The 21,732-nt window shown below is 26.3% G+C and carries 24 protein-coding genes; 21 read left to right on the top strand and 3 right to left on the bottom strand.

What is annotated here, in order from left to right; translation table 11 throughout:
• Positions 1–3: 3 nt before the first annotated feature.
• From rpe to trpC, 5 genes are all read left to right on the top strand, one after another.
• The gene (rpe, locus tag CKSOR_RS00215) at positions 4–687 is read left to right on the top strand and encodes a ribulose-phosphate 3-epimerase (protein ID WP_108673613.1); all 684 of its coding nucleotides are present in this window, start codon (positions 4–6) and stop codon (positions 685–687) included.
• Positions 688–749: 62 nt separating this feature from the next.
• On the top strand, positions 750–2,270 hold the full coding sequence (locus tag CKSOR_RS00210; protein ID WP_108673612.1) for an anthranilate synthase component I family protein: 1,521 nt from the start codon (positions 750–752) through the stop codon (positions 2,268–2,270).
• 24 nt (positions 2,271–2,294) lie between these two features.
• Complete coding sequence (locus tag CKSOR_RS00205; RefSeq protein ID WP_108673611.1) at positions 2,295–2,885, top strand: anthranilate synthase component II; 591 nt, start codon at positions 2,295–2,297, stop codon at positions 2,883–2,885.
• Complete coding sequence (trpD, locus tag CKSOR_RS00200) at positions 2,885–3,919, top strand: anthranilate phosphoribosyltransferase (protein ID WP_108673610.1); 1,035 nt, start codon at positions 2,885–2,887, stop codon at positions 3,917–3,919. Before CKSOR_RS00205 ends, trpD begins: the two co-directional genes overlap by 1 nt.
• The gene (gene trpC / locus CKSOR_RS00195; protein ID WP_108673609.1) at positions 3,916–4,707 is read left to right on the top strand and encodes an indole-3-glycerol phosphate synthase TrpC; all 792 of its coding nucleotides are present in this window, start codon (positions 3,916–3,918) and stop codon (positions 4,705–4,707) included. The genes trpD and trpC overlap by 4 nt, the downstream gene beginning before the upstream one ends.
• Positions 4,708–4,734: 27 nt before the next feature.
• Here the strand turns inward: trpC and glmS are convergent, their stop codons facing one another.
• Both glmS and glmU read right to left on the bottom strand, forming a co-directional pair.
• Positions 4,735–6,573 carry a glutamine--fructose-6-phosphate transaminase (isomerizing) gene (gene glmS, locus CKSOR_RS00190; RefSeq protein WP_108673608.1) on the bottom strand — a complete coding sequence of 613 codons (1,839 nt, stop codon included), beginning with the start codon at positions 6,571–6,573 and terminating at the stop codon, positions 4,735–4,737.
• A 117-nt stretch (positions 6,574–6,690) separates the two neighbouring features.
• Positions 6,691–8,064 (bottom strand): bifunctional UDP-N-acetylglucosamine diphosphorylase/glucosamine-1-phosphate N-acetyltransferase GlmU, encoded by a 1,374-nt coding sequence (gene glmU, locus CKSOR_RS00185; RefSeq protein ID WP_108673607.1) that lies wholly within the window; start codon positions 8,062–8,064, stop codon positions 6,691–6,693.
• Positions 8,065–8,150: 86 nt separating this feature from the next.
• Here glmU and CKSOR_RS00180 point away from each other — a divergent pair, with 86 nt between their 5' ends.
• Positions 8,151–8,978, top strand: coding sequence for an NUDIX hydrolase (locus CKSOR_RS00180; protein WP_108673606.1), 828 nt, complete (start codon positions 8,151–8,153; stop codon positions 8,976–8,978).
• A 1-nt stretch (position 8,979) separates the two neighbouring features.
• Here CKSOR_RS00180 and rpoH read toward each other — a convergent pair whose 3' ends face one another.
• Complete coding sequence (gene rpoH, locus CKSOR_RS00175) at positions 8,980–9,852, bottom strand: RNA polymerase sigma factor RpoH (protein ID WP_108673605.1); 873 nt, start codon at positions 9,850–9,852, stop codon at positions 8,980–8,982.
• Positions 9,853–10,173: 321 nt separating this feature from the next.
• Here rpoH and CKSOR_RS00170 point away from each other — a divergent pair, with 321 nt between their 5' ends.
• From CKSOR_RS00170 to hisF, 15 genes are read left to right on the top strand one after another with little or no spacing between them, the layout of a single operon-like run.
• Positions 10,174–11,016 (top strand): ABC transporter ATP-binding protein, encoded by an 843-nt coding sequence (locus tag CKSOR_RS00170; RefSeq protein WP_108673604.1) that lies wholly within the window; start codon positions 10,174–10,176, stop codon positions 11,014–11,016.
• Positions 11,009–11,797 carry an MlaE family lipid ABC transporter permease subunit gene (locus CKSOR_RS00165; protein ID WP_161539530.1) on the top strand — a complete coding sequence of 263 codons (789 nt, stop codon included), beginning with the start codon at positions 11,009–11,011 and terminating at the stop codon, positions 11,795–11,797. The genes CKSOR_RS00170 and CKSOR_RS00165 overlap by 8 nt, the downstream gene beginning before the upstream one ends.
• Positions 11,798–11,811: 14 nt before the next feature.
• On the top strand, positions 11,812–12,267 hold the full coding sequence (gene mlaD / locus CKSOR_RS00160) for an outer membrane lipid asymmetry maintenance protein MlaD (protein WP_108673602.1): 456 nt from the start codon (positions 11,812–11,814) through the stop codon (positions 12,265–12,267).
• A 54-nt stretch (positions 12,268–12,321) separates the two neighbouring features.
• Positions 12,322–13,056, top strand: coding sequence for an MlaA family lipoprotein (locus CKSOR_RS00155; RefSeq protein ID WP_108673601.1), 735 nt, complete (start codon positions 12,322–12,324; stop codon positions 13,054–13,056).
• A 15-nt stretch (positions 13,057–13,071) separates the two neighbouring features.
• Positions 13,072–13,728 carry an MlaC/ttg2D family ABC transporter substrate-binding protein gene (locus CKSOR_RS00150; protein ID WP_108673600.1) on the top strand — a complete coding sequence of 219 codons (657 nt, stop codon included), beginning with the start codon at positions 13,072–13,074 and terminating at the stop codon, positions 13,726–13,728.
• A 20-nt stretch (positions 13,729–13,748) separates the two neighbouring features.
• A complete protein-coding gene (locus tag CKSOR_RS00145) occupies positions 13,749–14,510 on the top strand; it encodes an ABC transporter ATP-binding protein (protein WP_108673599.1) in 762 nt (253 codons plus the stop codon).
• A gap of 29 nt (positions 14,511–14,539) precedes the next feature.
• Positions 14,540–15,334, top strand: coding sequence for an ABC transporter permease (locus tag CKSOR_RS00140; protein WP_108673598.1), 795 nt, complete (start codon positions 14,540–14,542; stop codon positions 15,332–15,334).
• A gap of 6 nt (positions 15,335–15,340) precedes the next feature.
• The gene (locus tag CKSOR_RS00135; RefSeq protein WP_108673597.1) at positions 15,341–15,619 is read left to right on the top strand and encodes a BolA/IbaG family iron-sulfur metabolism protein; all 279 of its coding nucleotides are present in this window, start codon (positions 15,341–15,343) and stop codon (positions 15,617–15,619) included.
• Complete coding sequence (gene murA / locus CKSOR_RS00130) at positions 15,594–16,859, top strand: UDP-N-acetylglucosamine 1-carboxyvinyltransferase (protein WP_108673596.1); 1,266 nt, start codon at positions 15,594–15,596, stop codon at positions 16,857–16,859. The genes CKSOR_RS00135 and murA overlap by 26 nt, the downstream gene beginning before the upstream one ends.
• A 1-nt stretch (position 16,860) precedes the next feature.
• On the top strand, positions 16,861–17,523 hold the full coding sequence (gene hisG / locus CKSOR_RS00125; protein ID WP_108673595.1) for an ATP phosphoribosyltransferase: 663 nt from the start codon (positions 16,861–16,863) through the stop codon (positions 17,521–17,523).
• Positions 17,524–17,559: 36 nt separating this feature from the next.
• Positions 17,560–18,861: a histidinol dehydrogenase gene (gene hisD / locus CKSOR_RS00120; protein WP_108673594.1), complete on the top strand. Its 1,302-nt coding sequence runs from the start codon at positions 17,560–17,562 to the stop codon at positions 18,859–18,861.
• 22 nt (positions 18,862–18,883) lie between these two features.
• Positions 18,884–19,471, top strand: coding sequence for an imidazoleglycerol-phosphate dehydratase HisB (hisB, locus tag CKSOR_RS00115; protein ID WP_108673593.1), 588 nt, complete (start codon positions 18,884–18,886; stop codon positions 19,469–19,471).
• Positions 19,472–19,491: 20 nt separating this feature from the next.
• Complete coding sequence (hisH, locus tag CKSOR_RS00110) at positions 19,492–20,136, top strand: imidazole glycerol phosphate synthase subunit HisH (protein ID WP_108673592.1); 645 nt, start codon at positions 19,492–19,494, stop codon at positions 20,134–20,136.
• Positions 20,137–20,191: 55 nt separating this feature from the next.
• Complete coding sequence (gene hisA, locus CKSOR_RS00105) at positions 20,192–20,932, top strand: 1-(5-phosphoribosyl)-5-[(5-phosphoribosylamino)methylideneamino]imidazole-4-carboxamide isomerase (protein WP_108673591.1); 741 nt, start codon at positions 20,192–20,194, stop codon at positions 20,930–20,932.
• Positions 20,929–21,732: an imidazole glycerol phosphate synthase subunit HisF gene (gene hisF / locus CKSOR_RS00100; protein ID WP_108673590.1), complete on the top strand. Its 804-nt coding sequence runs from the start codon at positions 20,929–20,931 to the stop codon at positions 21,730–21,732. Before hisA ends, hisF begins: the two co-directional genes overlap by 4 nt.

The raw sequence follows: 21,732 nt of genomic DNA, 5'->3' as shown, positions 1-21,732 counted from the left end.
TAAATGAGTAATATAAAAATAGCACCTAGTATTTTGTCAGCTAATTTTACTTGTTTAGGAAAGGAAATAGAAGAAGTAACAAAATCAGGAGCTGATTGGATACATTTTGATGTTATGGATAATCACTATGTTCCTAATTTGAGTTTTGGACCTATAATATGTAAAGCTGTTAGAAAATCAACATCTATTCCTTTAGATGTTCATATTATGGCTAATAACATTGATGCGTTAATACCACAATTTGCAGATGCTGGTGCAGATATTATATCTTTTCATTGTGAAACTACTCCACATTTAGATAGAACAATTTCGTTAATTCATAAATATGGCTGTAAAGCTGGCCTTGCATTCAATCCATCTACTCCTTTACACTATTTAGATCATGTTTTATCTAATTTAGATTTAATTTTAATCATGTCAGTAAATCCTGGTTTTGCTAATCAACAATTTCTTGAATCTTCTTTAATTAAAATTAAATTAGTTAGAAAAATTATTGATGATCATATAAAAAATAGTGGTAAAAACATATTTTTAGAAGTAGATGGAGGCATCAAAACAGATAATATTGCAAAGATTAAAATTGCTGGTGCAGATATATGTGTTGCTGGATCAGCAATTTTTCATGCAGAAAATTATTCACAAGCAATCAATGCATTAAAAACTAAAGCTACAATAAATACAAATTAATTTTTTGTAAAAAATATCTTATAAATAAGATGTTTTATCAAAATTTATGGAGATAAAAAATAATGACTGAAATTGAATTTAAAGCCCTATCAGCAGAAGGATATAATAGAATTCCTATGATTTCAGAATTATATGCTGATTTAGATACACCTTTATCTATTTATTTAAAATTGGCTCATTCTGGTCCTAGATCTGGACGTATGAGCGGATTATTAGAATCAGTGGTAAGTGGTGATCGTTTTGGAAGATATTCTTTTATAGTTTTACCAGCCAGTACCGTAATAAAATCTGTTAATAATATTACAGAAGTCTTATTAAATGGAAAAATTATTGAAACTTATGAAGGTAATCCATTAGATTTTATAGAAGAATATAAATCCAGATTTAAGATAGCTTTAAGACCAGGAATGCCACGCTTTTGTGGTGGTTTAGCTGGATATTTTGGATATGATGCTGTAAGAAATATAGAAACTATTTTAGGTCCAGCTGTTAAGCCTTTCCCCGCTGGAATGGAAGAAGGAACACCTGATATATTATTAGTACATGTAGATGAACTAGCAATAGTTGACAATTTATCTGGTAGGTTATATTTAATTGTATATGCTGATACACAACATCCAGAAAGTTATTTTAAAGCTCAAAGACGATTATTAGAACTTAAAGATAAATTGAATTCTCAAGTAGAAATACCATATAGTCATGCTAGTATGCAAACTTTAGAAAATAGATCTTTTTCGAAGGAACAATATATAAAAGCTGTAAAAAAAGCTAAGGAATATATCACAAATGGTGATTTCATGCAAATTCAAATAGGTCAAGTTATAACTAAACCATTTCGTGATTCACCTATTTCATTATATAGAGCTTTAAGATCTATCAATCCATCTCCATATATGTATTTTTGGAATTTTGATACATTTCACATCGTAGGCTCTTCTCCTGAAATTTTAGTTCGCCAGGAAAATATATTATTAAAAAATGAAAAAAAATCCTCTATTACCATTAGACCACTTGCAGGAACTAGAAAAAGAGGATCTACTTCTGAAGAAGATCTTGCATTAGCAAATAATTTAAAAGAAGATATAAAGGAAGTAGCAGAACATGTAATGTTAATAGATTTAGCTAGAAATGATATTGGTAGAATATCTGAAATTGGTTCTGTGAAAGTCACTGATACCATGTCTATAGAAAAATATTCACATGTTATGCATTTAGTATCTAATGTTTCAGGTATTTTAAAAAATAATATGAAAAATACTGATGTTTTACGTGCAACTTTTCCTGCTGGTACATTAACTGGAGCACCTAAAGTTCATGCAATGGAGATAATAGATAAATTAGAACCAGTACGTAGAGGTATTTATGGTGGGGCAGTTGGTTATATGAGTTATAGTGGTGAAATGGATTTAGCAATAGCTATACGCACTGCTATTATAAAAAATGGTACACTATTTGTACAAGCATCAGCAGGCATAGTAGCCGATTCAGATCCAGAAAAAGAATGGGCTGAAACAGAATCTAAAGCTAGAGCTATATTGAGAGCTGCTGAACAAGTTCAATATGGTTTAGATGATCCAATATAATCAATATTATGGAGAAGAAATATTATGCTTTTAATGATAGATAATTATGATTCCTTTACGTATAATTTAGTACAGTATTTTGGTGAATTAGGTGAAACTGTAAAAGTAGTAAGAAATGACCAAATTACCATAGAAGGTATAAAATCTTTACGACCTGATCGTATTTGTATTTCCCCAGGACCTTGTTCTCCTAAAGAAGCTGGTATTTCTATTAATGTAATAGAAACATTTGCTGGTCAATTACCTATTTTAGGTGTTTGTTTAGGACATCAAGCTATAGGGGCTGCATATGGTGGATCTATAATAAAAGCTAAGGAAACTATGCATGGTAAAATCATAAAAATTACACATAATAACAAAAATATCTTTACCAATATACCTAGCCCTTATACTGTTACAAGGTATAATTCTTTAACTATAGATACCAAAAATTTTCCATCTTGTTTAGAAATAACAGCTACAGCACCAGATGGAGATATTATGGGTATATCTCATAAAACTTTTCAATTATTTGGTGTTCAATTTCATCCTGAATCTATTTTAAGTGAACATGGATATACTCTGCTTCGAAACTTTATTAAAATTAATAATGATAAAAGGAGCATAAAAAAATAATGACGAAAATTACTATAGAAGAAGCTTTAACACGTTGTATAGAGCACAGGGAAATATTTTATGATGAAATGCTAGATTTAATGAAGATGATTATTAATGGAAAATTATCTTCAAAACTAATAAGTGCTATTTTGATTGGTTTAAGAGTTAAAAAAGAAACTATTGGAGAAATATCTGCAGCTGCTCAAGTAATAAGAGAAATGTCATTTCAAGTTCCAATGCCTGATAAAGATAATTTATTAGATATGTGCGGTACTGGAGGTGATTCTACTAATACTTTTAATATTTCTACTGCAGCTATGTTTGTAGTTGCATCTTCTGGTGTAAAAGTAGCTAAGCATGGAAATAAAAGTGCATCTTCATCTTCAGGTAGTGCGGATGTTTTAGAAGCTTTAGGGGTTAATATTCATTTGAACTCAAATCAAGTAATAGAATGTATGCATGAAACTAATATCGGTTTTATGTTTGCTCCTCATTATAGTTTTGCTATGGAAAAAGTTTCCGCTATACGTAAAGAACTAAATGTTAGAACAATTTTTAATATACTTGGTCCATTAACTAATCCAGCAAGAGCATCGAATCAACTTATGGGTGTATTTCATCCTGATTTAGTTGGAATTCAGGCTCGTGTACTTAAAAAATTAGGATCCAAACATGTACTAGTAATTCATGGATTAGAAGGGATTGATGAAGCATCTTTAGGTGGAGCTACTATGGTAGGTGAACTTAAAGATAATAACATATTAGAATATCAAATACATGCAGAAGATTATGGCATTAATATGTCATCTTATAAAAATTTTATTGTAAAAAATAGAGAAGAATCTAGTCATATGATATTAGAAGCATTAAAAAACAAAAAAGGAGCTATTAGAGATATTGTAGCATTCAATGCTGGTCTTGCAATATATGCAGGTAATGGTGCATCTTCGATTAAAAATGGTATTCAAACAGCATTTGAAATGCTAGCTAATGGCGCTGCGTTTCAAAAATTAGAAGAATTTAAAAACTATACTAGGAAATTTGCAAAATGACAGATATTTTACATAATATAGTTAATAAAAAAAAAGAGAGATTAGCTCAAAATAAATTAAATTGTACTATATATGATTTAAAAGAAGAAATAAGTAATAAAAAATATGATATTAGAAATTTCCAAAATGCTTTAATAAATAAAATTAATTTAAAACAACCAGCAATTATTGCAGAAATTAAGCAAGCTTCGCCATCAAAAGGAATTTTAACTAATAATTTTAATCCTATTCAAATAGCTAAAAGTTACGAAGAAAATGGTGCTGCATGTTTATCTGTACTTACAGAAGAGCATTTTTTTAAAGGTTCTAAAAAATTTTTAACAGAATCAAAATTGGCTTGTAAAATACCAGTTTTAAGAAAAGATTTTATTATAGATGAATATCAAATATTCGAAGCAAAAGCAATTGGAGCTGATTGTATATTATTAATAGTATCTATATTAGATAGATATCAATTATTAGATTTTGAAAATATTGCAACAGAATTAGATATGAATATATTAGTAGAAGTTCATAATCAAAAAGAATTAGATTTAGCGTTTCAAATGAAAACTAATCTTATTGGTATTAATAATAGAAATTTACGTTCTTTTTCAACAGATTTAAATATCACACTCAATCTTTTAAAATATATTCCTAATGAAAAAATTATAATAACAGAAAGCGGTATATCAACTAAAGAAGATATATCACTTATGATGAAAAATAATGTAAATGCATTTTTGATTGGTGAATTTTTTATGAAACATGAAAATCCAGGAAATGCATTAAAATCTCTTATTAGATAAGTAATGCAATAAATTCTACATATTATTCTATTCTACAGTAACACTTTTAGCTAAATTTCTTGGTTTGTCTATATCTGTACCACGTATACGTGCTGTATGATATGCTAATAACTGTAATGGAATAGTATGTAATATAGGAGATAAGACACCGTAATGTTCAGGCATTCTTATCACATGTATACCATCACTTTCAAAAATTTTGCTATCAGAATCTGCAAATACATAAAGCATACCTCCTCTTGCTCTAACTTCATGCATATTAGATTTTAATTTTTCTAGTAAATAATCTTTTGGAGCAATAACTATAACTGGTATTTTATCTGTAATTAAAGCTAATGGTCCATGTTTTAATTCTCCAGCTGAATACGCTTCAGCATGTATATAACTAATTTCCTTTAATTTAAGAGCTCCTTCTAATGCAATAGGATAGTGAATGCCTCTACCCAAAAAAAGAATATTTTCTTTAACTGCAAAAATATTAGCCCAAGATATTATTTGCTTCTCTAGACATAAAACAGTATTGATTGCTAAAGGTAAGTGTCTTAAATATTTTAAATATATAGATTCTTGATTTTTATTTATAATATGATTATTTTTAGCTAATACTAAAGTTAATAAAAAAAGAGATACTAATTGTGTTGTAAAAGCTTTAGTTGAAGCGACACCTATTTCTACACCAGCTTTAGTAATATAGGATAATGAACATTCTTTCACTAAAGAACTAGCTTTGACATTACATATAGCAATAGTTTTTAACATTCCTAAACTTTTAGCATGTCTTAATGCATGCAAAGTATCAGCTGTTTCACCTGATTGAGATATAGCAATAATTAAATTATTTTTGTTAGGTACACTATCTCTATAACTATATTCACTGGCTATTTCTACTGAAACATGAATTTTAGCTATTGATTCTAGCCAATATTTAGCAGTTAAGCCAGCATAATAGCTAGTTCCACAGGCTATTATAAGAATATTTTTTACATTATCTAAAATATTATTTTTTTTATAATTATAAAAAATATCAGAATTGATAGTATTAATATCTTGTAAACAATCGCTTACAGCTCTAGGTTGTTCAAATATCTCCTTTTGCATATAATGCGTATATTTTCCTAAGTTTACTGCATTAATATAATGTTCTGTAGAATAATATTCCTTTCTATCAACATTCCTACCTTTTGCATCTAATATAGAAATATTATCAAGACCTAAATCTACTAAATCACCATCTTCTAAGCAAATCATCTTTTTCGTTATATCTAATAATGCAATTTCATCAGATGCTAGTAGTTTATTATTTTCACTAATACCAATAAGTAATGGAGAACCTTGTTTCACAGCTATAATTCTATTCGATTCATTATTACATAATACTGCTATAGAATATGTGCCTTTTAATAATGAAACTGCATTTTTCACAGCTAATAAAAAATTTTTTTTATAAAAATAATGTATTAAATTTGCAATAACTTCAGTATCTGTTTGAGTCCTAAATAAATAACCATTATCAATTAAATTATTACGTAATTCTTCATAATTTTCTATTATGCCATTATGAACAACACATATAATACAATTTTTTTTATTTTCATCAGAAAAATGAGGATGTGCATTATTAGTGCTAGGAATACCATGTGTAGCCCATCTTGTATGAGCTATTCCAGTTGATCCAAATAAATTATCATTTTTAACTTGCTCCCGTAATTCAGTAACTCTTCGCATACTTCTAGCTCTTTTAATAAGACCTGAAGAAGATAAAGCTATACCACAAGAATCATATCCACGATATTCTAATCTAGATAGTCCATTTAATAAAATATTGGTTACATCATTTTTGGAAATTGCCCCAATAATTCCACACATATATATTTCCTATATAAATAAGATATCTATGAAAAATAATGATTTAAAATTTTTCATAGATTAATAGATATTATTATACATAATATCTATTAATCTTGATCGGTTTACTTGATAAATTTATTTTTTATTATTTTTATTTCTATTCCATTCTCGTATAGACTTCTGAGAAACACGTGATATTGTTAATTGATTTTCAGGAGCATCTTGAACAATTGTACTTCCAGCACCAATAGTAGCATTTTTACCAATAGAAACAGGTGCAATTAATTGCGAATCAGATCCAATGAAAGCATTATCTCCAATAATAGTTTTATATTTATGAAATCCATCGTAATTACATGTAATAACACCAGCACCTATGTTAACATTTTCTCCAATTTCAGTATCTCCGATATAAGATAGATGATTAGTTTTACTATTTGGCCCAATAATAGAGTTTTTAATTTCTACAAAATTACCAATTTTAACATTTTCATGTAATATGACATTTGGACGCAAATGTGCAAATGGACCAATTTGCACATTTGCGTTAATTTTTGATTTTTCAATATAACTATATGCATAAATTTTTGAATTGGTGCCAATAATAGAATCCTCAATTATACAATATGGACCAATATATGATCCCTGAGATAATTGTATATTACCTATAAATATACAACCTATATCTATAAATACATCTTTTTCACAATACAATTTACCTCTTATATCAATACGATTGGGATCTGATATCAAAACTCCCTGTTTTAGTAAAACATCAGCTTGATATTTTTGCCACATTCTTTCCAAAAAAGATAATTCATTAGGACTATTAACACCTAATGCTTCCCACAAAAAATTTGGCTGTAATGAGTTGATAATTGCCTTATCCAAAAATGCTATTTCAATAATATCTGTTAAATAATATTCTTTTTTTACATTATAATTTTTAATTAAATTTAACCATTTTATTAACTTTGAAGTTTTAATAGATAAAATTCCTGTGTTAACTTCTTTAATGTTAAGTTCATTCTCTGATGCATCTTTATGTTCCACTATTTTGCATATATTATTTTTATTGTCTCTAATGATACGTCCATATCCATATGGCTCATCTAATCTGTTTGTAAGGATTGTTAAATCAATAGTGCTATCAATAAGTTTTTTTAATGTCTTATCTCTAATTAATGGCATATCACTATAAAGTATTAAAGTTTTATTATTTTCACTATTATTTTGCTTTAAATATGGAATAACTTGCATAACAGCATGTCCAGTACCAAATTGTTCTTTTTGAGAAATAAAAGTTACATCATCATAATTTTTCAATATAGTTCTGACAAATTCTTCTTTATACCCAACAACTATGAATATTTGGTCTGGTTTTAAGAGTCTTACACTATCTATTAAATAATCAATAAAATAACGTCCAGATAATTTATGAAGAGCTTTTGGAATATTAGATTGCATGCGACTGCCTTTTCCTGCAGCTAATATTATAATATTTAGCATATTAAAACCTTACGAAAATTTTTAAAATCAAATATAATTAATATTACTAAAAAAATTTTAATATTTATAATATTAAATTTATATTTATGTCAAAAAATCTTTTATTTCTTAATAAACTATATTACATATTTAATCAATTAATTTTATCAGCACAAGAAAAACCAAAAGTAAATAAATTGATTACTTTTATTTCAAATTATCCATGTGGTATTACTGATATAGATATTAGTTATCTTATACATGATGCAAAGTTAGGTATTATAATAAATAATTGTTTATTTATAGGTCGAAAATTAATAACAAAAAAAGAATTAAATAATATTATTTATGAAATATCTATTCTTTTAGAGAGAGAAAATATTATACAAAAAACTTCTATAGAATTTTTGGATGTATTTTCGAATTATGGAAATATTATTTGTAAAATACCAAGATCTATAGTGAGAATACTAGGTTTACATACAAAAGCAGTTCATTTAAATGGATTCACTAAAAATAATAAAATATATATTTCTCAAAGAAGTGTAAAAAAAATTATTAATCCTAATAAATTAAATACTTTAGTTAGTGGATTAGTAAGTCATAATGAAAAAGTTAATGTTACATTAGAAAGAGAATCTTTTGAAGAAGCAAAGATATATAAAAATCAACTATATAATAGGAGTAAAATTAAAAAATTAATTAATATTTATAAAAATATTGATTATGGTTTTCAAAATGAAGAAATATTATCAAGTAATTGTTTATTTAACATAAATCAACAATTTAAAAACCAAGATGGTGAAATATCAAATTTTTTTTTATTATCATATGAAGATTTATTATATTTAATTACAAAAAAATATTTTACTATTGAATCTTCATTAGTATTATTAGATTATTTAATTTCATACTATAAATATAAGATTAAATAAATTACTCTGTTAATAATAATTTCATTTTTTTCATAGCAGATGTCTCTATTTGACGAACACGCTCTGCAGAAATGCCAAATTCATTAGCTAAATCATGTAATGTTTTATTATTTTCACTTAACCAGCGCTCTTCTATTATGCGCTTAGATCTTGAATCTAATTCATTTAAAGCATTTTTTAGTTTATCACCATGTAATAATTCTATATTCATTTTTTCTATAATATTACTAGGTTCTAAACGACTGTTATCTGATAAATAAGAGATATAATTATCTTCATCATCTTTACTATCTATTGAAAGATCTTGGCCAGAAAATCTTACTTCCATGTCACTAATTTCTTCTGGTTTAACATTTAAAGATTTTGCAATATTTAATATTTGTTTGGGTGATAATGTATGATCATCTGGTTTCATACTTCTAAGATTAAAAAAAATCTTCCTTTGAGCTTTAGTAGTAGCAATCTTTACTAATTTCCAGTTACGTATAATAAATTCATGAATTTCTGCTTTAATCCAATGAACAGCAAAGGACATAAGTCTAACTCCACGAGTAGGATCAAATCTTTTTACAGCTTTCATCAACCCAATATTACCTTCTTGTATTAAATCAGCATGAGATAGTCCATAACCTAAATATTGCCTGGCTATAGATATTACCAATCTTAAATGGGAAATTACTAATTCTTTGGCAGCATCAATATCTCCATGATCTCTTAAATTAATTGCTAATTCAATTTCTCTTTCCTGGGTTATCAATGGAAAATTATTTACAACATTAATATAAGTTTCAATTGATCCTAAAGCACCAGGATTACATATTGCTTTAGATAATGTTTCATTAGACACTATTAATGATGTTTTAGATTTTTTCATGAATTGAATCTTAATAAAAATACTAAGTATTGATTTTAAAAATTTTTGTTATATTATAATTTAATGAATAAGTATAATACACAAAAATTATTTTTGATTAAAAATTATTTTTTGATTCATAAGTGATATTTATTAGATAATAATTTATCATGATCATTTGAAAGGCCTTTAGTAATAGAAAATAAAATATATACACTCTAGTATTTTATATGAATTCTACATATAAATAATCATATTCTATATCTTTTATGCTTAGAAAATATTGAATTAACAATATTAATTAACTATTAAATTATATATTTAAATACTTATTATCTTTTTATGTCAAAGAATAACAGTAAAAATTCTAAATCAATATTAACCTTTGATAATGTATCAATAGGATATAATGATATACCAATTTTAGAAAAAATAAATATCAATATAGAGCCTGGCAAAGTAATGGCTATTATGGGATCTTCAGGATCAGGTAAAACTACTTTGCTGCGTGCAGCAACTGGACAGATATTAGCTCAAAAAGGAATTATAAGTATTTTTAATAAAAATATAAGTAATATTTCACTTTCTGAATTAAATCAATTAAGAAAAAAAATTGGTGTACTATTTCAACATGGAGCATTATTTACAGATTTAAATGTATTTGATAATGTTATGTTTCCATTAAAAGAGTGTAAATATCTTACATATAAAAACATGTGTGATATCACATTCAATAAACTAGAAAAAGTAGGACTAAAACATGCAGCACATTTAAATATTTCATCTTTATCTGGTGGTATGATTAAAAGAGTTGCACTAGCAAGGGCAATAATTTTAGAGCCAGAATTAATATTTTATGATGAACCATTTTCAGGATTAGATCCTATATCTGTTGGTATTATTGCTAAATTGATAAGATCATTATCAGATGAATTAGGGTGTGCTTCTATTATGATTACTCATAATGTTAATGAATCATTATCTATAGCAGATAATGTACATATAATAGGTCATGGAAATTTTATAGCTAGCGGTACACCTAAAAGTTTATTAAATTCTAGTGATCCATATGTTATACAATTTTTAATGGGAAAAGATAATGGCCCTATTCAATTTGAATACCCAAAAACTTATGCATTTGAAAAATGGTTATTGGACGAAGGAATTATTGAGAACTATGATTAAAATATTAAAAACAATAATATCGTTTTTAAAAAAAAAAATAATATTTGCATACATGTATATTCATGAGCGTATTAAATTTTTATTAACTATTATGTTAAATTGTCACATTATAATTAGTCGACCTAAACTTATTATAGACCAAATTTTTTTTATAGGTAATAAATCTATATCTATTATATCAGCATCAGGATTATTTGTGGGTCTTGTATTAGGTTTACAAGGATATCATCATCTAAAACGTTATGGAGCTGAGCAAACTTTAGGATTAGTTGTTGGATTATCTTTAATTAGAGAGCTTGGACCTGTTATAACATCATTATTATTTACAGGTAGGGCTGGCACTTCTATAACAGCAGAAATAGGTTTAATGCAGATTGGAGAGCAAATTTCAGCAATGGAAATCATGTCTATTAATCCAATAAAAAGAATATTAGCCCCAAGATTTTTAGCTGGGATTATTTCAATCCCAATATTAGTATCTATATTTAATGTAATTGGTATTTTAGGCGGTTGGATAATAGGTGTATTATTTTTTGAAATAGATAACTCAATGTTTTGGACATTAATGCAAGAAGGTATAGATTCACGTGATATATTAAATAGCTTAATAAAAAGTATAATTTTTGGTTTTGCTATATTATTTACTACTTTATTTGAAGGAATGAAATCTAAGCATAGTCCTTCAGGAGTTGCGCTAGCAACTACTAAAACTGTAATTATTGGATCACTTTATATATTAGTATTAGATTTATTACTTACTACTATAATGTTTATTAACTAATTTAAAATTTTAATATGTCAAAACAAAAAACAGATTTATTTGTAGGTATTTTCATAGTAATAGGTATAATATCTATTATATTTTTATTTATTAAAGTAAGTAGTTATAAAAGTTTATCATTAAAATCAACATACACAATAAATGCTAAATTTGATAATATTGGTAATTTAAGGAAAAATTCTCCAGTAAAATGTTCAGGTGTCATTGTTGGTCGAGTGTCTAACATAAAATTAGATCAAGAACTATGTCAAGCTTTAGTTATTATGAAAATAGAAAATCAATATAAATTTTCTAAAGATACTTCAGCAAATATTTTTACATCTGGATTATTAGGAGAACAATATGTTGGTTTAAGTTATGGAGAAAGCACTGAATTACTATCAGATAATGATGAAATTATTTATACACAAAGTTCAATTGTATTAGAAGAATTAATTGGTAAGTTAATTTATTCTTCAATATCTAAATAAAATGTTTTTTTATAAAAAATCAAAAATATTTTTGTGATATATGGAATATTAAGTATGAATATTAAAAAATATAGAACGAAAATATTAAAGTTTCTATTAATTTCATGTTATTTAATAATATCTGGATGTTCTATAAATCAGGATAATATAGATCCTTTTGAAAAATATAATAGAGTAATTGACAAATTTAACGAAAAATTAGACAAAAATTTAGTTTGTCCAATTACTAATAATTATACATACTTTATGCCAAAACTAGCTCGTCAAGGTATTAACAATTTTTTTAGTAATATTGATGATTTGTGGTCTGCATTTAATTTCATATTGCAAGGCCATGGATTAGAGGGATCAAATAGTTTAGGAAGATTTATGCTAAATACTACTATGGGATTAGGTGGTGTTTTTGATATAGCATCATCTAATGGTTCTTTTAAATATCATAATGATTTTGGTATTACACTAGCAGTATGGGGAATAAAACAAGGACCTTATCTAGTTTTACCAATATTAGGACCTTGTTCTGTTAGAGATGGATTAGGGTTAATGGGTAGCTTGTTTATAAGTACATTTGGTGAAAATTACATATGTTACTATAATAATCACTGTAATATGAATTACATTAAAACTTTATATTTTTTAAATGAACGAGAAAAAATAAATAATAAAACTAAACTTATTAATCTAATTGCTCTTGATAAATATAGTTTAATAAGAGATTCATATTTTCAATATCGTGACTCTTTCATATTGGATAAATTTAAAAATAATTCTGTCGAATATACAGATTAAATATATATAAAATCAATGAAAAAAATTATTATGGATTTAAAAAAAAAATTAATTGCTATCAAGTATATAAAAAATAGATTACCTTTAATCATTTTAACTATTTGCATGATTACATGTTTATTTGGAATCGCAAATGCTAATAATTCTGAAAAATCATTACAACCAGAACAGTTTATAGCAAATGTTATAAATCCAGCACTTTTTGAACTAAAAAAGAATCATAAAATAGATAATGAAGATAAAAAAAGGATTGTAGAAAAATATATATTACCATACATTAATTTCGAAAAAAGTACTAGATTAGCTTCAGGTAAATATTGGGAAAATATGAATACTAATCAAAAAATAGAACTATCAAAAGCTTTTCGTAATACATTGATAGTTGCATATAGTGGTGCAATTTCTAAGATTAATAATCATACAGAGATTAAAATTTTTCCTAATAGATCAAATAATCTTTCAGATGTTATTATTAGAACTTTAGTTATTCAAAATAAAGCATCTACATTAAAAGTAGGTTATAGAATAGAAAAAGATAAAAATACATGGAAAATATATGATGTTAATATAGAAGGTATATGGCTTGTTGAAAGCTATAAAAATCAGTTTAAACAAATTTTACAAACAACAAATGTAGAAAATTTGATTAACCAACTAAATAAAAATAATTAATAATATTTTTAAAATAAATTATGATAGCTTTAAATATCCAAAATGTTTTTAAAACATACCAAACAAATTCTGCTATAAGAAAAATTTTTCATAAAAATACTTCAAAAGATATTAATTATGTATTAAATAATATTAATTTAAAAATTGAACAAGGAGAATTTTTTGGATTATTAGGTCCAAATGGTGCAGGAAAAACAACTTTAATATCTATATTAGCAGGCTTAATTAAATATACAAAAGGTCAAATTTCAGTATGTGGATATGATTTATCTAAAAATCATAAAATAATAAGAAGGTTAATTGGTATTGTGCCTCAAGAATTAGTTTTTGACCCTTTTTTTAATGTTATAGAAACACTAAAATTGCAATCTGGATATTTTGGAATAAAAAATAACGATAAATGGATAAAAGAAATATTAGAAAATTTAGGATTAGCTGAAAAATCATATACCAATATGAGGTATTTATCTGGTGGAATGAAAAGAAGGGTATTAGTAGCTCAAGCACTAGTACATAAACCCCCAATAATCATATTAGATGAACCTACTGCAGGAGTAGATATTAATTTACGAAAAACATTATGGGATTTTATTGTAAAATTAAACAAAAATGGTCATACAATACTATTAACTACTCATTATCTAGAAGAAGCAGAATCTTTATGTAATAGAATAGCAATTTTGAAAAAAGGTAATATTATTGCATTAGATAAAATAGATTCATTAATTATAAACTCTAACAGTAAAGATTTAGATCAATTTTTTACAAAAATAACTCAATAACACTTTATATAAAAATACAAGGGATATATATGGTTAAGCAAATATCATATTCTAATTATGATAAATATCATTTTGGATTTATAACTTTATTGAATAAAGAACTGTTAAGATTTTATAAAGTAAGTTTTCAAACAATAGCAGCTCCTATAATGAATGCTATGCTTTATTTATTAATTTTTTCACAAGTATTGAATGATAAAATTATATATGATAGCGTAGGTTATTTGAATTTTATTATTCCTGGATTGATTATTATGACTATTATGCAAAATGCTTTTTCTAATCCATCTTCTTCTATTTTGCAAAGTAAAATATCAGGTAATTTAATTTTTATTTTGATTACTCCTTTGACAAATATAGAAATATTATTAGCATATTTATTAGCAGCAATAGTACGTGGAATTATAGTAGGTGTATGCGTATTTTTTACATCTTATCTAATATATAATAATATTTATATTCATAATATTTACTGGGTGTTGAGTTTTTCTATTTTAGCAAGCGGGATAATGGGAATATTAGGCATAATAGCTGGCATTTATACAGAAAAATATGATCAATTAGCAGCTTTTCAAAATTTTTTAATAACACCATTAACTATGCTTTCAGGTGTTTTTTATATAAAAGGTACTTTACCAAAATTTTGGCAACAATTATCTACTTTAAATCCAATTTTTTATATAATCGATGGGTTTAGATATGGATTTTTATTAAAATCTGATACGTCACCATGGATAAGCTTATTAATTGCTACTAGTATTTTTATAATTTTATTTATATATGCTATTTTACTATTATCTTATGGTAACAAATTAAAAAATTAATATCAAATGAATGATAACAATCATATTTCTGAAAACATAAAAAAGATAATTTCACTTAAATTTACTAATAGTAGTATAAATGTAACAAATTATGATGCAAATGTATCTATAGTAATAATAAGTCAATTATTTGAAAAAAAGTCTTTAATAGAGCGTCATACTATGGTTTACAATATCTTAAAACATATGATAGATAGTAAAGAAATACATTCTTTATCATTAAAAACATACACAATGAACGAATATATGAAAAAATCTAATGGAAAAATTATTAATAAATGGTAACAAAGATTTAAATGGTGAAATATCAATTTCTGGTTCTAAGAATGCAGCTTTACCTATAATATTTGCAACTTTACTTTCTCATAAACCAATTCTAATAAATAATATTCCTAAATTACAAGATGTTAATATATCTCTAAAATTATTAAAACATTTTGGTTCAAAAATTCAATATTATGATCAACATTCAGTGTGTTTAGAATCTAATTCATTAATTAGTTTAGATGCACCATATGAATTAGTTAAAAAAATGAGAGCATCTATTCTATCTTTAGGTCCATTATTAACTAGATTTGGTGAAGTGAAAGTTAGTTTACCAGGTGGGTGCGCTATTGGACAAAGACCTGTAGATCAACATATTTCTGCCTTAAAAAAAATGGGAGCTAAGATTTGTATTGATCATGGATTTATAATTGCTAAATGTAATAAATTAAAAGGTTGTACTATTAAAAATAATATAGTTTCTGTAACTGGTACTGAAAATATCATGATGGCGGCTGTTCTTGCTGAAGGTACTACAATAATAGAAAATGCAGCTTGTGAGCCAGAAATAGTAGATCTTGCAAATTTTCTTATTCAAATTGGAGCTAAAATTTATGGACATGGCACTCCAAAAATTATTATAGATGGAGTACATTCTTTGCATGGAGTTTCATATAAAATATCTTCAGATAGAATAGAAGCAGGTACATTTATGTGTGCTGTAGGTGCTACAAAAGGTGATATTTTATTAAAAAATGTTAATCCATTAGAAATGAAAGCTACTATTTCAATATTGAGGTCAGCTGGTTTAAATATATCTACAGGAGATAATTGGATTAGATGTCAAATGTTTGATAAACCTTTACCTATAAATTTTGAAACTGACATATATCCTGGCATTCCAACAGATATGCAAGCACAATTAATGGCTTTAAGTACCGTTGCAAAAGGTAAATCTTTAATTATTGAAAATATATTTGAAAATCGTTTTATGCATGCACAAGAATTATGTAGATTAGGAGCTAATATAGATATAAATGGAAATAAAGCAACTATATATGGTGTAAATTATTTATCTGGTACAAATGTATTAGCTACAGATCTTAGAGCATCTGCTAGTCTTATTATCGCTGGATTATCAGCTAAAGGAGAAACATTAATAGAAGACATCTATCATCTTGATAGGGGTTATGAAAATATGGAATTTAAATTAAATTCTATTGGTGCAGATATCAAACGTATAATTTATGATGAGGATTGATATGAAAAATGTTAATAATATATTAACATTAGCTTTGTCTAAAGGTCGTATTTTTAAAGAAACAATACCATTTTTAACTGATGCAGGTGTCATCATACATGATGATCCAGAAACTTCTAGAAAATTGATATTGAATACTAATAATCCAAAATTAAGATTGATAATAGTTAGAGCTTCCGATGTTCCAACATATGTTCAATACGGTGCAGCTGATTTTGGTATAGCAGGTAAAGATGTATTGCTTGAACATGAATCATATCCATCAGGTACTTTATATCAACCAATTGATTTAAATATTGCTAAATGTAAATTAGCTGTAGCAGTAAAAAATGGATTCAATTATCATGAAATGGTAAAACAAGGAGCAAGATTAAGAGTAGCTACTAAATATACTAAATCAGCTAGAGAACATTTTGCAAAAAAGGGAGTATATATAGACTTAATAAAATTATATGGCTCTATGGAATTAGCCCCTTTAGTAGGTCTTGCTGATGCAATAGTAGATTTAGTATCAACAGGTAACACATTAAAAGCTAATAATTTAATAGAAGTAGAAGAAATTATGACAGTATCTTCTCGGTTAGTTGTAAATAGAGCTTCTTTGAAAAATAATGAAAAACATTTGAGACCATTTTTAGAAGTATTTGCAAAAGCAACTATTTAACCATTTATTATAAAAATAGATTATAAAAGCTCAATTATGAAAATTATCAATCGATTATCTGCTAAAGATCCTAATTTCAAATTAGATTTAGCTAAATTACTAAATATAGATACTCAACAAAATAACCAAATTACTATTGCAGTGTCTAAAATACTTTCAGATATAAAAGAAAAAGGTGATCTATCTTTATTAGAATATACTAATAAATATGATAGATTAAATATTAAATCAGTAGATTTATTAGAAATTCAAAAAATTAAATGGAAAGAAGCTTTTGATAATTTAAAATTAGAGCAAAGAAGTAATTTAGAAAAAGCAGCAGAAAGAATAAAACAATATCATCAAAAACAAATAATGAATTCATGGAGTTATAAAGACGAATATGACAATATATTAGGTCAAAGAATATCTCCATTAGAAAAAGTAGGATTATATGTTCCTGGTGGTAAAGCAGCATATCCTTCGTCAGTTATGATGAATGCTATTCCAGCTAAAGTAGCTGGTGTAAATGAATTAATTATGGTCTCACCAGCCACAAATGGAATAATAAATTCATTAGTATTATCCGCAGCTTTTTTAAGTAATGTAGACAGATTGTTTACTATAGGAGGAGCGCAAGCAATAGCTGCATTAACATATGGTACTAATTTAATACCTGCTGTAGATAAGATAGTAGGTCCAGGAAATAGCTATGTAGCAGAAGCAAAAAGACAAGTCTTTGGCAAAGTTGGTATTGATATGATAGCAGGCCCTAGTGAAATACTTATTATTTGTGATGGTAAGACACCTATTGAATGGATTGTTATGGATTTATTTTCACAAGCAGAACATGATGAGCTAGCACAATCTATATTATTATGCCCAGACATACAATATCTGAATAAAATAGAAGCTAAAATAAAGGAACTTTTACCTAACATGCCTCGCAAAGAAATAATTGCTTCTAGTTTATATAATAGAGGATTATTAATTTTAGTAGAAAATTTAGAACAAGCTTGTAATATTTCTAATTTTATTGCTCCAGAGCACTTAGAAATATCTACAGAATTTCCTAACGAATTAATGAAATTTATCAAGCATGCTGGATCTATATTTTTAGGTAAATTTTCTTCTGAATCATTAGGTGATTATTGTGCTGGACCAAATCATGTATTACCTACTTCAAGAACTTCTAGATTTTCATCTCCTTTAGGAGTATATGATTTTCAAAAACGTTCTAGTTTTATTAATGTATCTCCTAATGGTGCGAATGAATTAGGAAAAATAGCAAACAGTTTAGCACAAGAAGAAGGTTTACAAGCACATGCTCTTAGTGCTCATTATAGAATAAATTATTAATTTTAATAAATAAACAATTATTATGCGTATATCTGAAATTCATCGTGTAACTAGTGAATCTAATGTCAAAATCATTATTAATATAGATGGTACAGGAAAAAAAAATATATCAACTGGCATACCTTTCTTAAATCATATGATAGAGCAAATTGCTTTACATGGACAATTTGATATTGAAATTCAAGCTAAAGGTGATATAGACATAGATTATCATCATACAGTAGAGGATATTGGAATTACCTTAGGTATGGCTTTAAAAAAATCTATAGGATATAAATCAGGTATTAATAGATATGGTTATGCATATATACCACTAGATGAATCACTTTCAAGAGTAGTAGTTGACTTGTCTGGGCGTCCTGGATTATATTACAAAGTAGATTTTAAACGTTCACTTGTAGGTAAATTTGATGTTGATCTTATAAAAGAATTTTTTCAAGGATTAGTTAATCATGCGCTGCTAACTTTACATATTGATAATATTAAGGGTGATAATGTTCATCATCAAATTGAAACTATTTTTAAAGCTTTTGGTAGATCGCTAAAGATGGCTGTTGCTGTTGACGAAAAAATTATCGATTTAGTACCATCTACTAAAGGTATTTTATAAATATAAAATAGACAAGAATAATGAAATCAACCAATATAGTTATAGTAAATTATGGTATGGGTAATTTGCATTCCATAGCCAGAGCAGTAAATCATGTATCTTCACATACAAATATTGTTATTAGTAGTAAAAAACAAGATATAGAAAAAGCAGATAAAATCATACTACCAGGTCAAGGTGCTATGCGTGACTGTATGTTAAATTTGAAAAATTATGATTTATTGGATTCCATATTAAATATATTAAAAAATAAACCATTATTTGGAATATGTGTTGGACAACAAATGTTATTTAGTAAAAGTGAAGAAGGAGATGTTCATTGTCTAAATTTTTTACCAGGAATAGTAAAACATTTTCGTAGTAATAATTTATTTTTAAATAATGATATAAAATTAAAAGTACCACATATGGGTTGGAATACAGTACAACAAAATGTTAAACATCATATGTGGAAAGGTATTCCAAATAATGAATTTTTTTATTTTATTCATAGTTATTACGTAATACCAGAAGAATCTTCTATAATAGCTAGTACTTCTTCTTATGGCATTACTTTTGCATCTGCAATTATAAAAGATAATGTTTTTGCAACCCAATTTCACCCAGAAAAAAGTTCTAATTATGGCTTAATGTTATATAAAAATTTTATTGAGTGGCAGCCATAAAATATTAGATAGTATAAAAATACCTTATAATTAACTTTTAATAAAATATAAAATTATGTTATTAATTCCAGCAATTGATCTTAAAGATGGACAATGTGTTCGCTTACGTCAAGGCAAACTTGACAATGTTACAATATTTTCTGAAGAACCTCATTTAATGGCTTTAGATTGGTGCAACAAAGGAGCTAAAAGACTACATATTGTAGATTTGGATGGAGCTGTTTCAGGAAAGCCTAAAAATAATATAGCTATTAAGAATATTATAAAAAATATTGATAATGAAATTCCTATACAATTAGGTGGTGGTATTAGAGAGCTCAATACTATAGAATATTACTTAGATTTAGGTATTTCATATATTATAATAGGTACAGCAGCAATTAAAAATCCTGGATTTTTACATGATGCATGTGCAGCTTTTCCCGGTAAAATTATTGTTGGCTTAGATGCTAACAATGATAAAATAGCTATTGATGGATGGAGTAAATTAACACGTCATAATATATTGGATATAGCTAAAAAATTTGAAGATTATGGTTGTGAAGCTATTATATATACAGATATAAGCAGAGATGGTATGTTATCTGGTGTTAATATTGAATCAACATCTAAGTTAGCAAAACATGTAAAAATTCCAGTATTTGCTTCTGGTGGTATAGTAAATTTAGATGATATAAAATTACTATGTTCTGCCAAGGATGATGGTATTAGTGGCGCTATACTTGGTCGAAGTGTATATGAAGGCACTTTGAATTTTCAAGAAGCTCAAAAATTAGCAGATGATCTATCAAAATGAATAAATTGAATAATATAGTTAATAAAAGTAATTTATCATGCAGAATAATTCCATGTTTAGATGTAGCTAATGGAAGGGTAGTTAAAGGTATAAATTTTATTAACTTAAAAGATGCTGGTGATCCTGTAGAAATAGCAAAAAGATATAATGATTCCGGTGCTGATGAATTAACATTTTTAGATATTACAGCAACTCATGAAAAAAAAGATTTAATCTTTCATATTATAGAAAAAGTTGCTTCTCAAGTTTTTATACCATTAACTGTAGGTGGTGGAATTAAAGAAATATCTGATATTAAAAAATTATTAAATTCTGGAGCTGATAAAGTTAGTATTAACAGTGCTGCAATATTAAACCCTAATTTAATTTCAGAAGCAACAAATTATTATGGTTCTCAGTGTGTAACAATTGCTATAGATGCACGTAAAGTTTCTAAAAGTAATGAACAAGATAGATGGGAAGTTTTTACTCATGGAGGGCGTTATGCTACTGGATTAGATGCTATAAAGTGGGCAAAAAAAGTCACTGATTTAGGAGCCGGAGAAATATTATTAACAAGTATGGATAGAGATGGTACAAAATCAGGTTTTGATATTGAATTAATAAGTAAAATATCAAAAGTTACTAATGTTCCAATAATTGCTTCTGGTGGGGTAGGAAATTTACAGCATATTGTAGATGGAGTCTTATTAGGGCATGCTGATGCTATACTTGCTGCAAGTATTTTTCATTTTGGTCAATATTCTATATATGATTGTAAAAAATTTATGCAAAATAATAATATTTGTGTAAGGATATAA

Source organism: Candidatus Kinetoplastibacterium sorsogonicusi (assembly GCF_003072465.1).
GTDB classification, from domain to species: Bacteria; Pseudomonadota; Gammaproteobacteria; order Burkholderiales; family Burkholderiaceae_B; genus Kinetoplastidibacterium; species Kinetoplastidibacterium kentomonadis.
The sequence above is the reverse complement of the archived record's forward strand: the minus strand, read 5'-3'. Positions and strand labels throughout refer to the sequence as shown.

Bases quoted from the DNA above. Each gene is read 5' to 3' on its own strand.
- rpe (WP_108673613.1), top strand. From the start codon at position 4: ATGAGTAATATAAAAATAGCACCTAGTATTTTGTCAGCTAATTTTACT.
- CKSOR_RS00210 (WP_108673612.1), top strand. From the start codon at position 750: ATGACTGAAATTGAATTTAAAGCCCTATCAGCAGAAGGATATAATAGA.
- CKSOR_RS00205 (WP_108673611.1), top strand. From the start codon at position 2,295: ATGCTTTTAATGATAGATAATTATGATTCCTTTACGTATAATTTAGTA.
- trpD (WP_108673610.1), top strand. From the start codon at position 2,885: ATGACGAAAATTACTATAGAAGAAGCTTTAACACGTTGTATAGAGCAC.
- trpC (WP_108673609.1), top strand. From the start codon at position 3,916: ATGACAGATATTTTACATAATATAGTTAATAAAAAAAAAGAGAGATTA.
- glmS (WP_108673608.1), bottom strand. From the start codon at position 6,573: ATGTGTGGAATTATTGGGGCAATTTCCAAAAATGATGTAACCAATATT.
- glmU (WP_108673607.1), bottom strand. From the start codon at position 8,064: ATGCTAAATATTATAATATTAGCTGCAGGAAAAGGCAGTCGCATGCAA.
- CKSOR_RS00180 (WP_108673606.1), top strand. From the start codon at position 8,151: ATGTCAAAAAATCTTTTATTTCTTAATAAACTATATTACATATTTAAT.
- rpoH (WP_108673605.1), bottom strand. From the start codon at position 9,852: ATGAAAAAATCTAAAACATCATTAATAGTGTCTAATGAAACATTATCT.
- CKSOR_RS00170 (WP_108673604.1), top strand. From the start codon at position 10,174: ATGTCAAAGAATAACAGTAAAAATTCTAAATCAATATTAACCTTTGAT.
- CKSOR_RS00165 (WP_161539530.1), top strand. From the start codon at position 11,009: ATGATTAAAATATTAAAAACAATAATATCGTTTTTAAAAAAAAAAATA.
- mlaD (WP_108673602.1), top strand. From the start codon at position 11,812: ATGTCAAAACAAAAAACAGATTTATTTGTAGGTATTTTCATAGTAATA.
- CKSOR_RS00155 (WP_108673601.1), top strand. From the start codon at position 12,322: ATGAATATTAAAAAATATAGAACGAAAATATTAAAGTTTCTATTAATT.
- CKSOR_RS00150 (WP_108673600.1), top strand. From the start codon at position 13,072: ATGAAAAAAATTATTATGGATTTAAAAAAAAAATTAATTGCTATCAAG.
- CKSOR_RS00145 (WP_108673599.1), top strand. From the start codon at position 13,749: ATGATAGCTTTAAATATCCAAAATGTTTTTAAAACATACCAAACAAAT.
- CKSOR_RS00140 (WP_108673598.1), top strand. From the start codon at position 14,540: ATGGTTAAGCAAATATCATATTCTAATTATGATAAATATCATTTTGGA.
- CKSOR_RS00135 (WP_108673597.1), top strand. From the start codon at position 15,341: ATGAATGATAACAATCATATTTCTGAAAACATAAAAAAGATAATTTCA.
- murA (WP_108673596.1), top strand. From the start codon at position 15,594: ATGGAAAAATTATTAATAAATGGTAACAAAGATTTAAATGGTGAAATA.
- hisG (WP_108673595.1), top strand. From the start codon at position 16,861: ATGAAAAATGTTAATAATATATTAACATTAGCTTTGTCTAAAGGTCGT.
- hisD (WP_108673594.1), top strand. From the start codon at position 17,560: ATGAAAATTATCAATCGATTATCTGCTAAAGATCCTAATTTCAAATTA.
- hisB (WP_108673593.1), top strand. From the start codon at position 18,884: ATGCGTATATCTGAAATTCATCGTGTAACTAGTGAATCTAATGTCAAA.
- hisH (WP_108673592.1), top strand. From the start codon at position 19,492: ATGAAATCAACCAATATAGTTATAGTAAATTATGGTATGGGTAATTTG.
- hisA (WP_108673591.1), top strand. From the start codon at position 20,192: ATGTTATTAATTCCAGCAATTGATCTTAAAGATGGACAATGTGTTCGC.
- hisF (WP_108673590.1), top strand. From the start codon at position 20,929: ATGAATAAATTGAATAATATAGTTAATAAAAGTAATTTATCATGCAGA.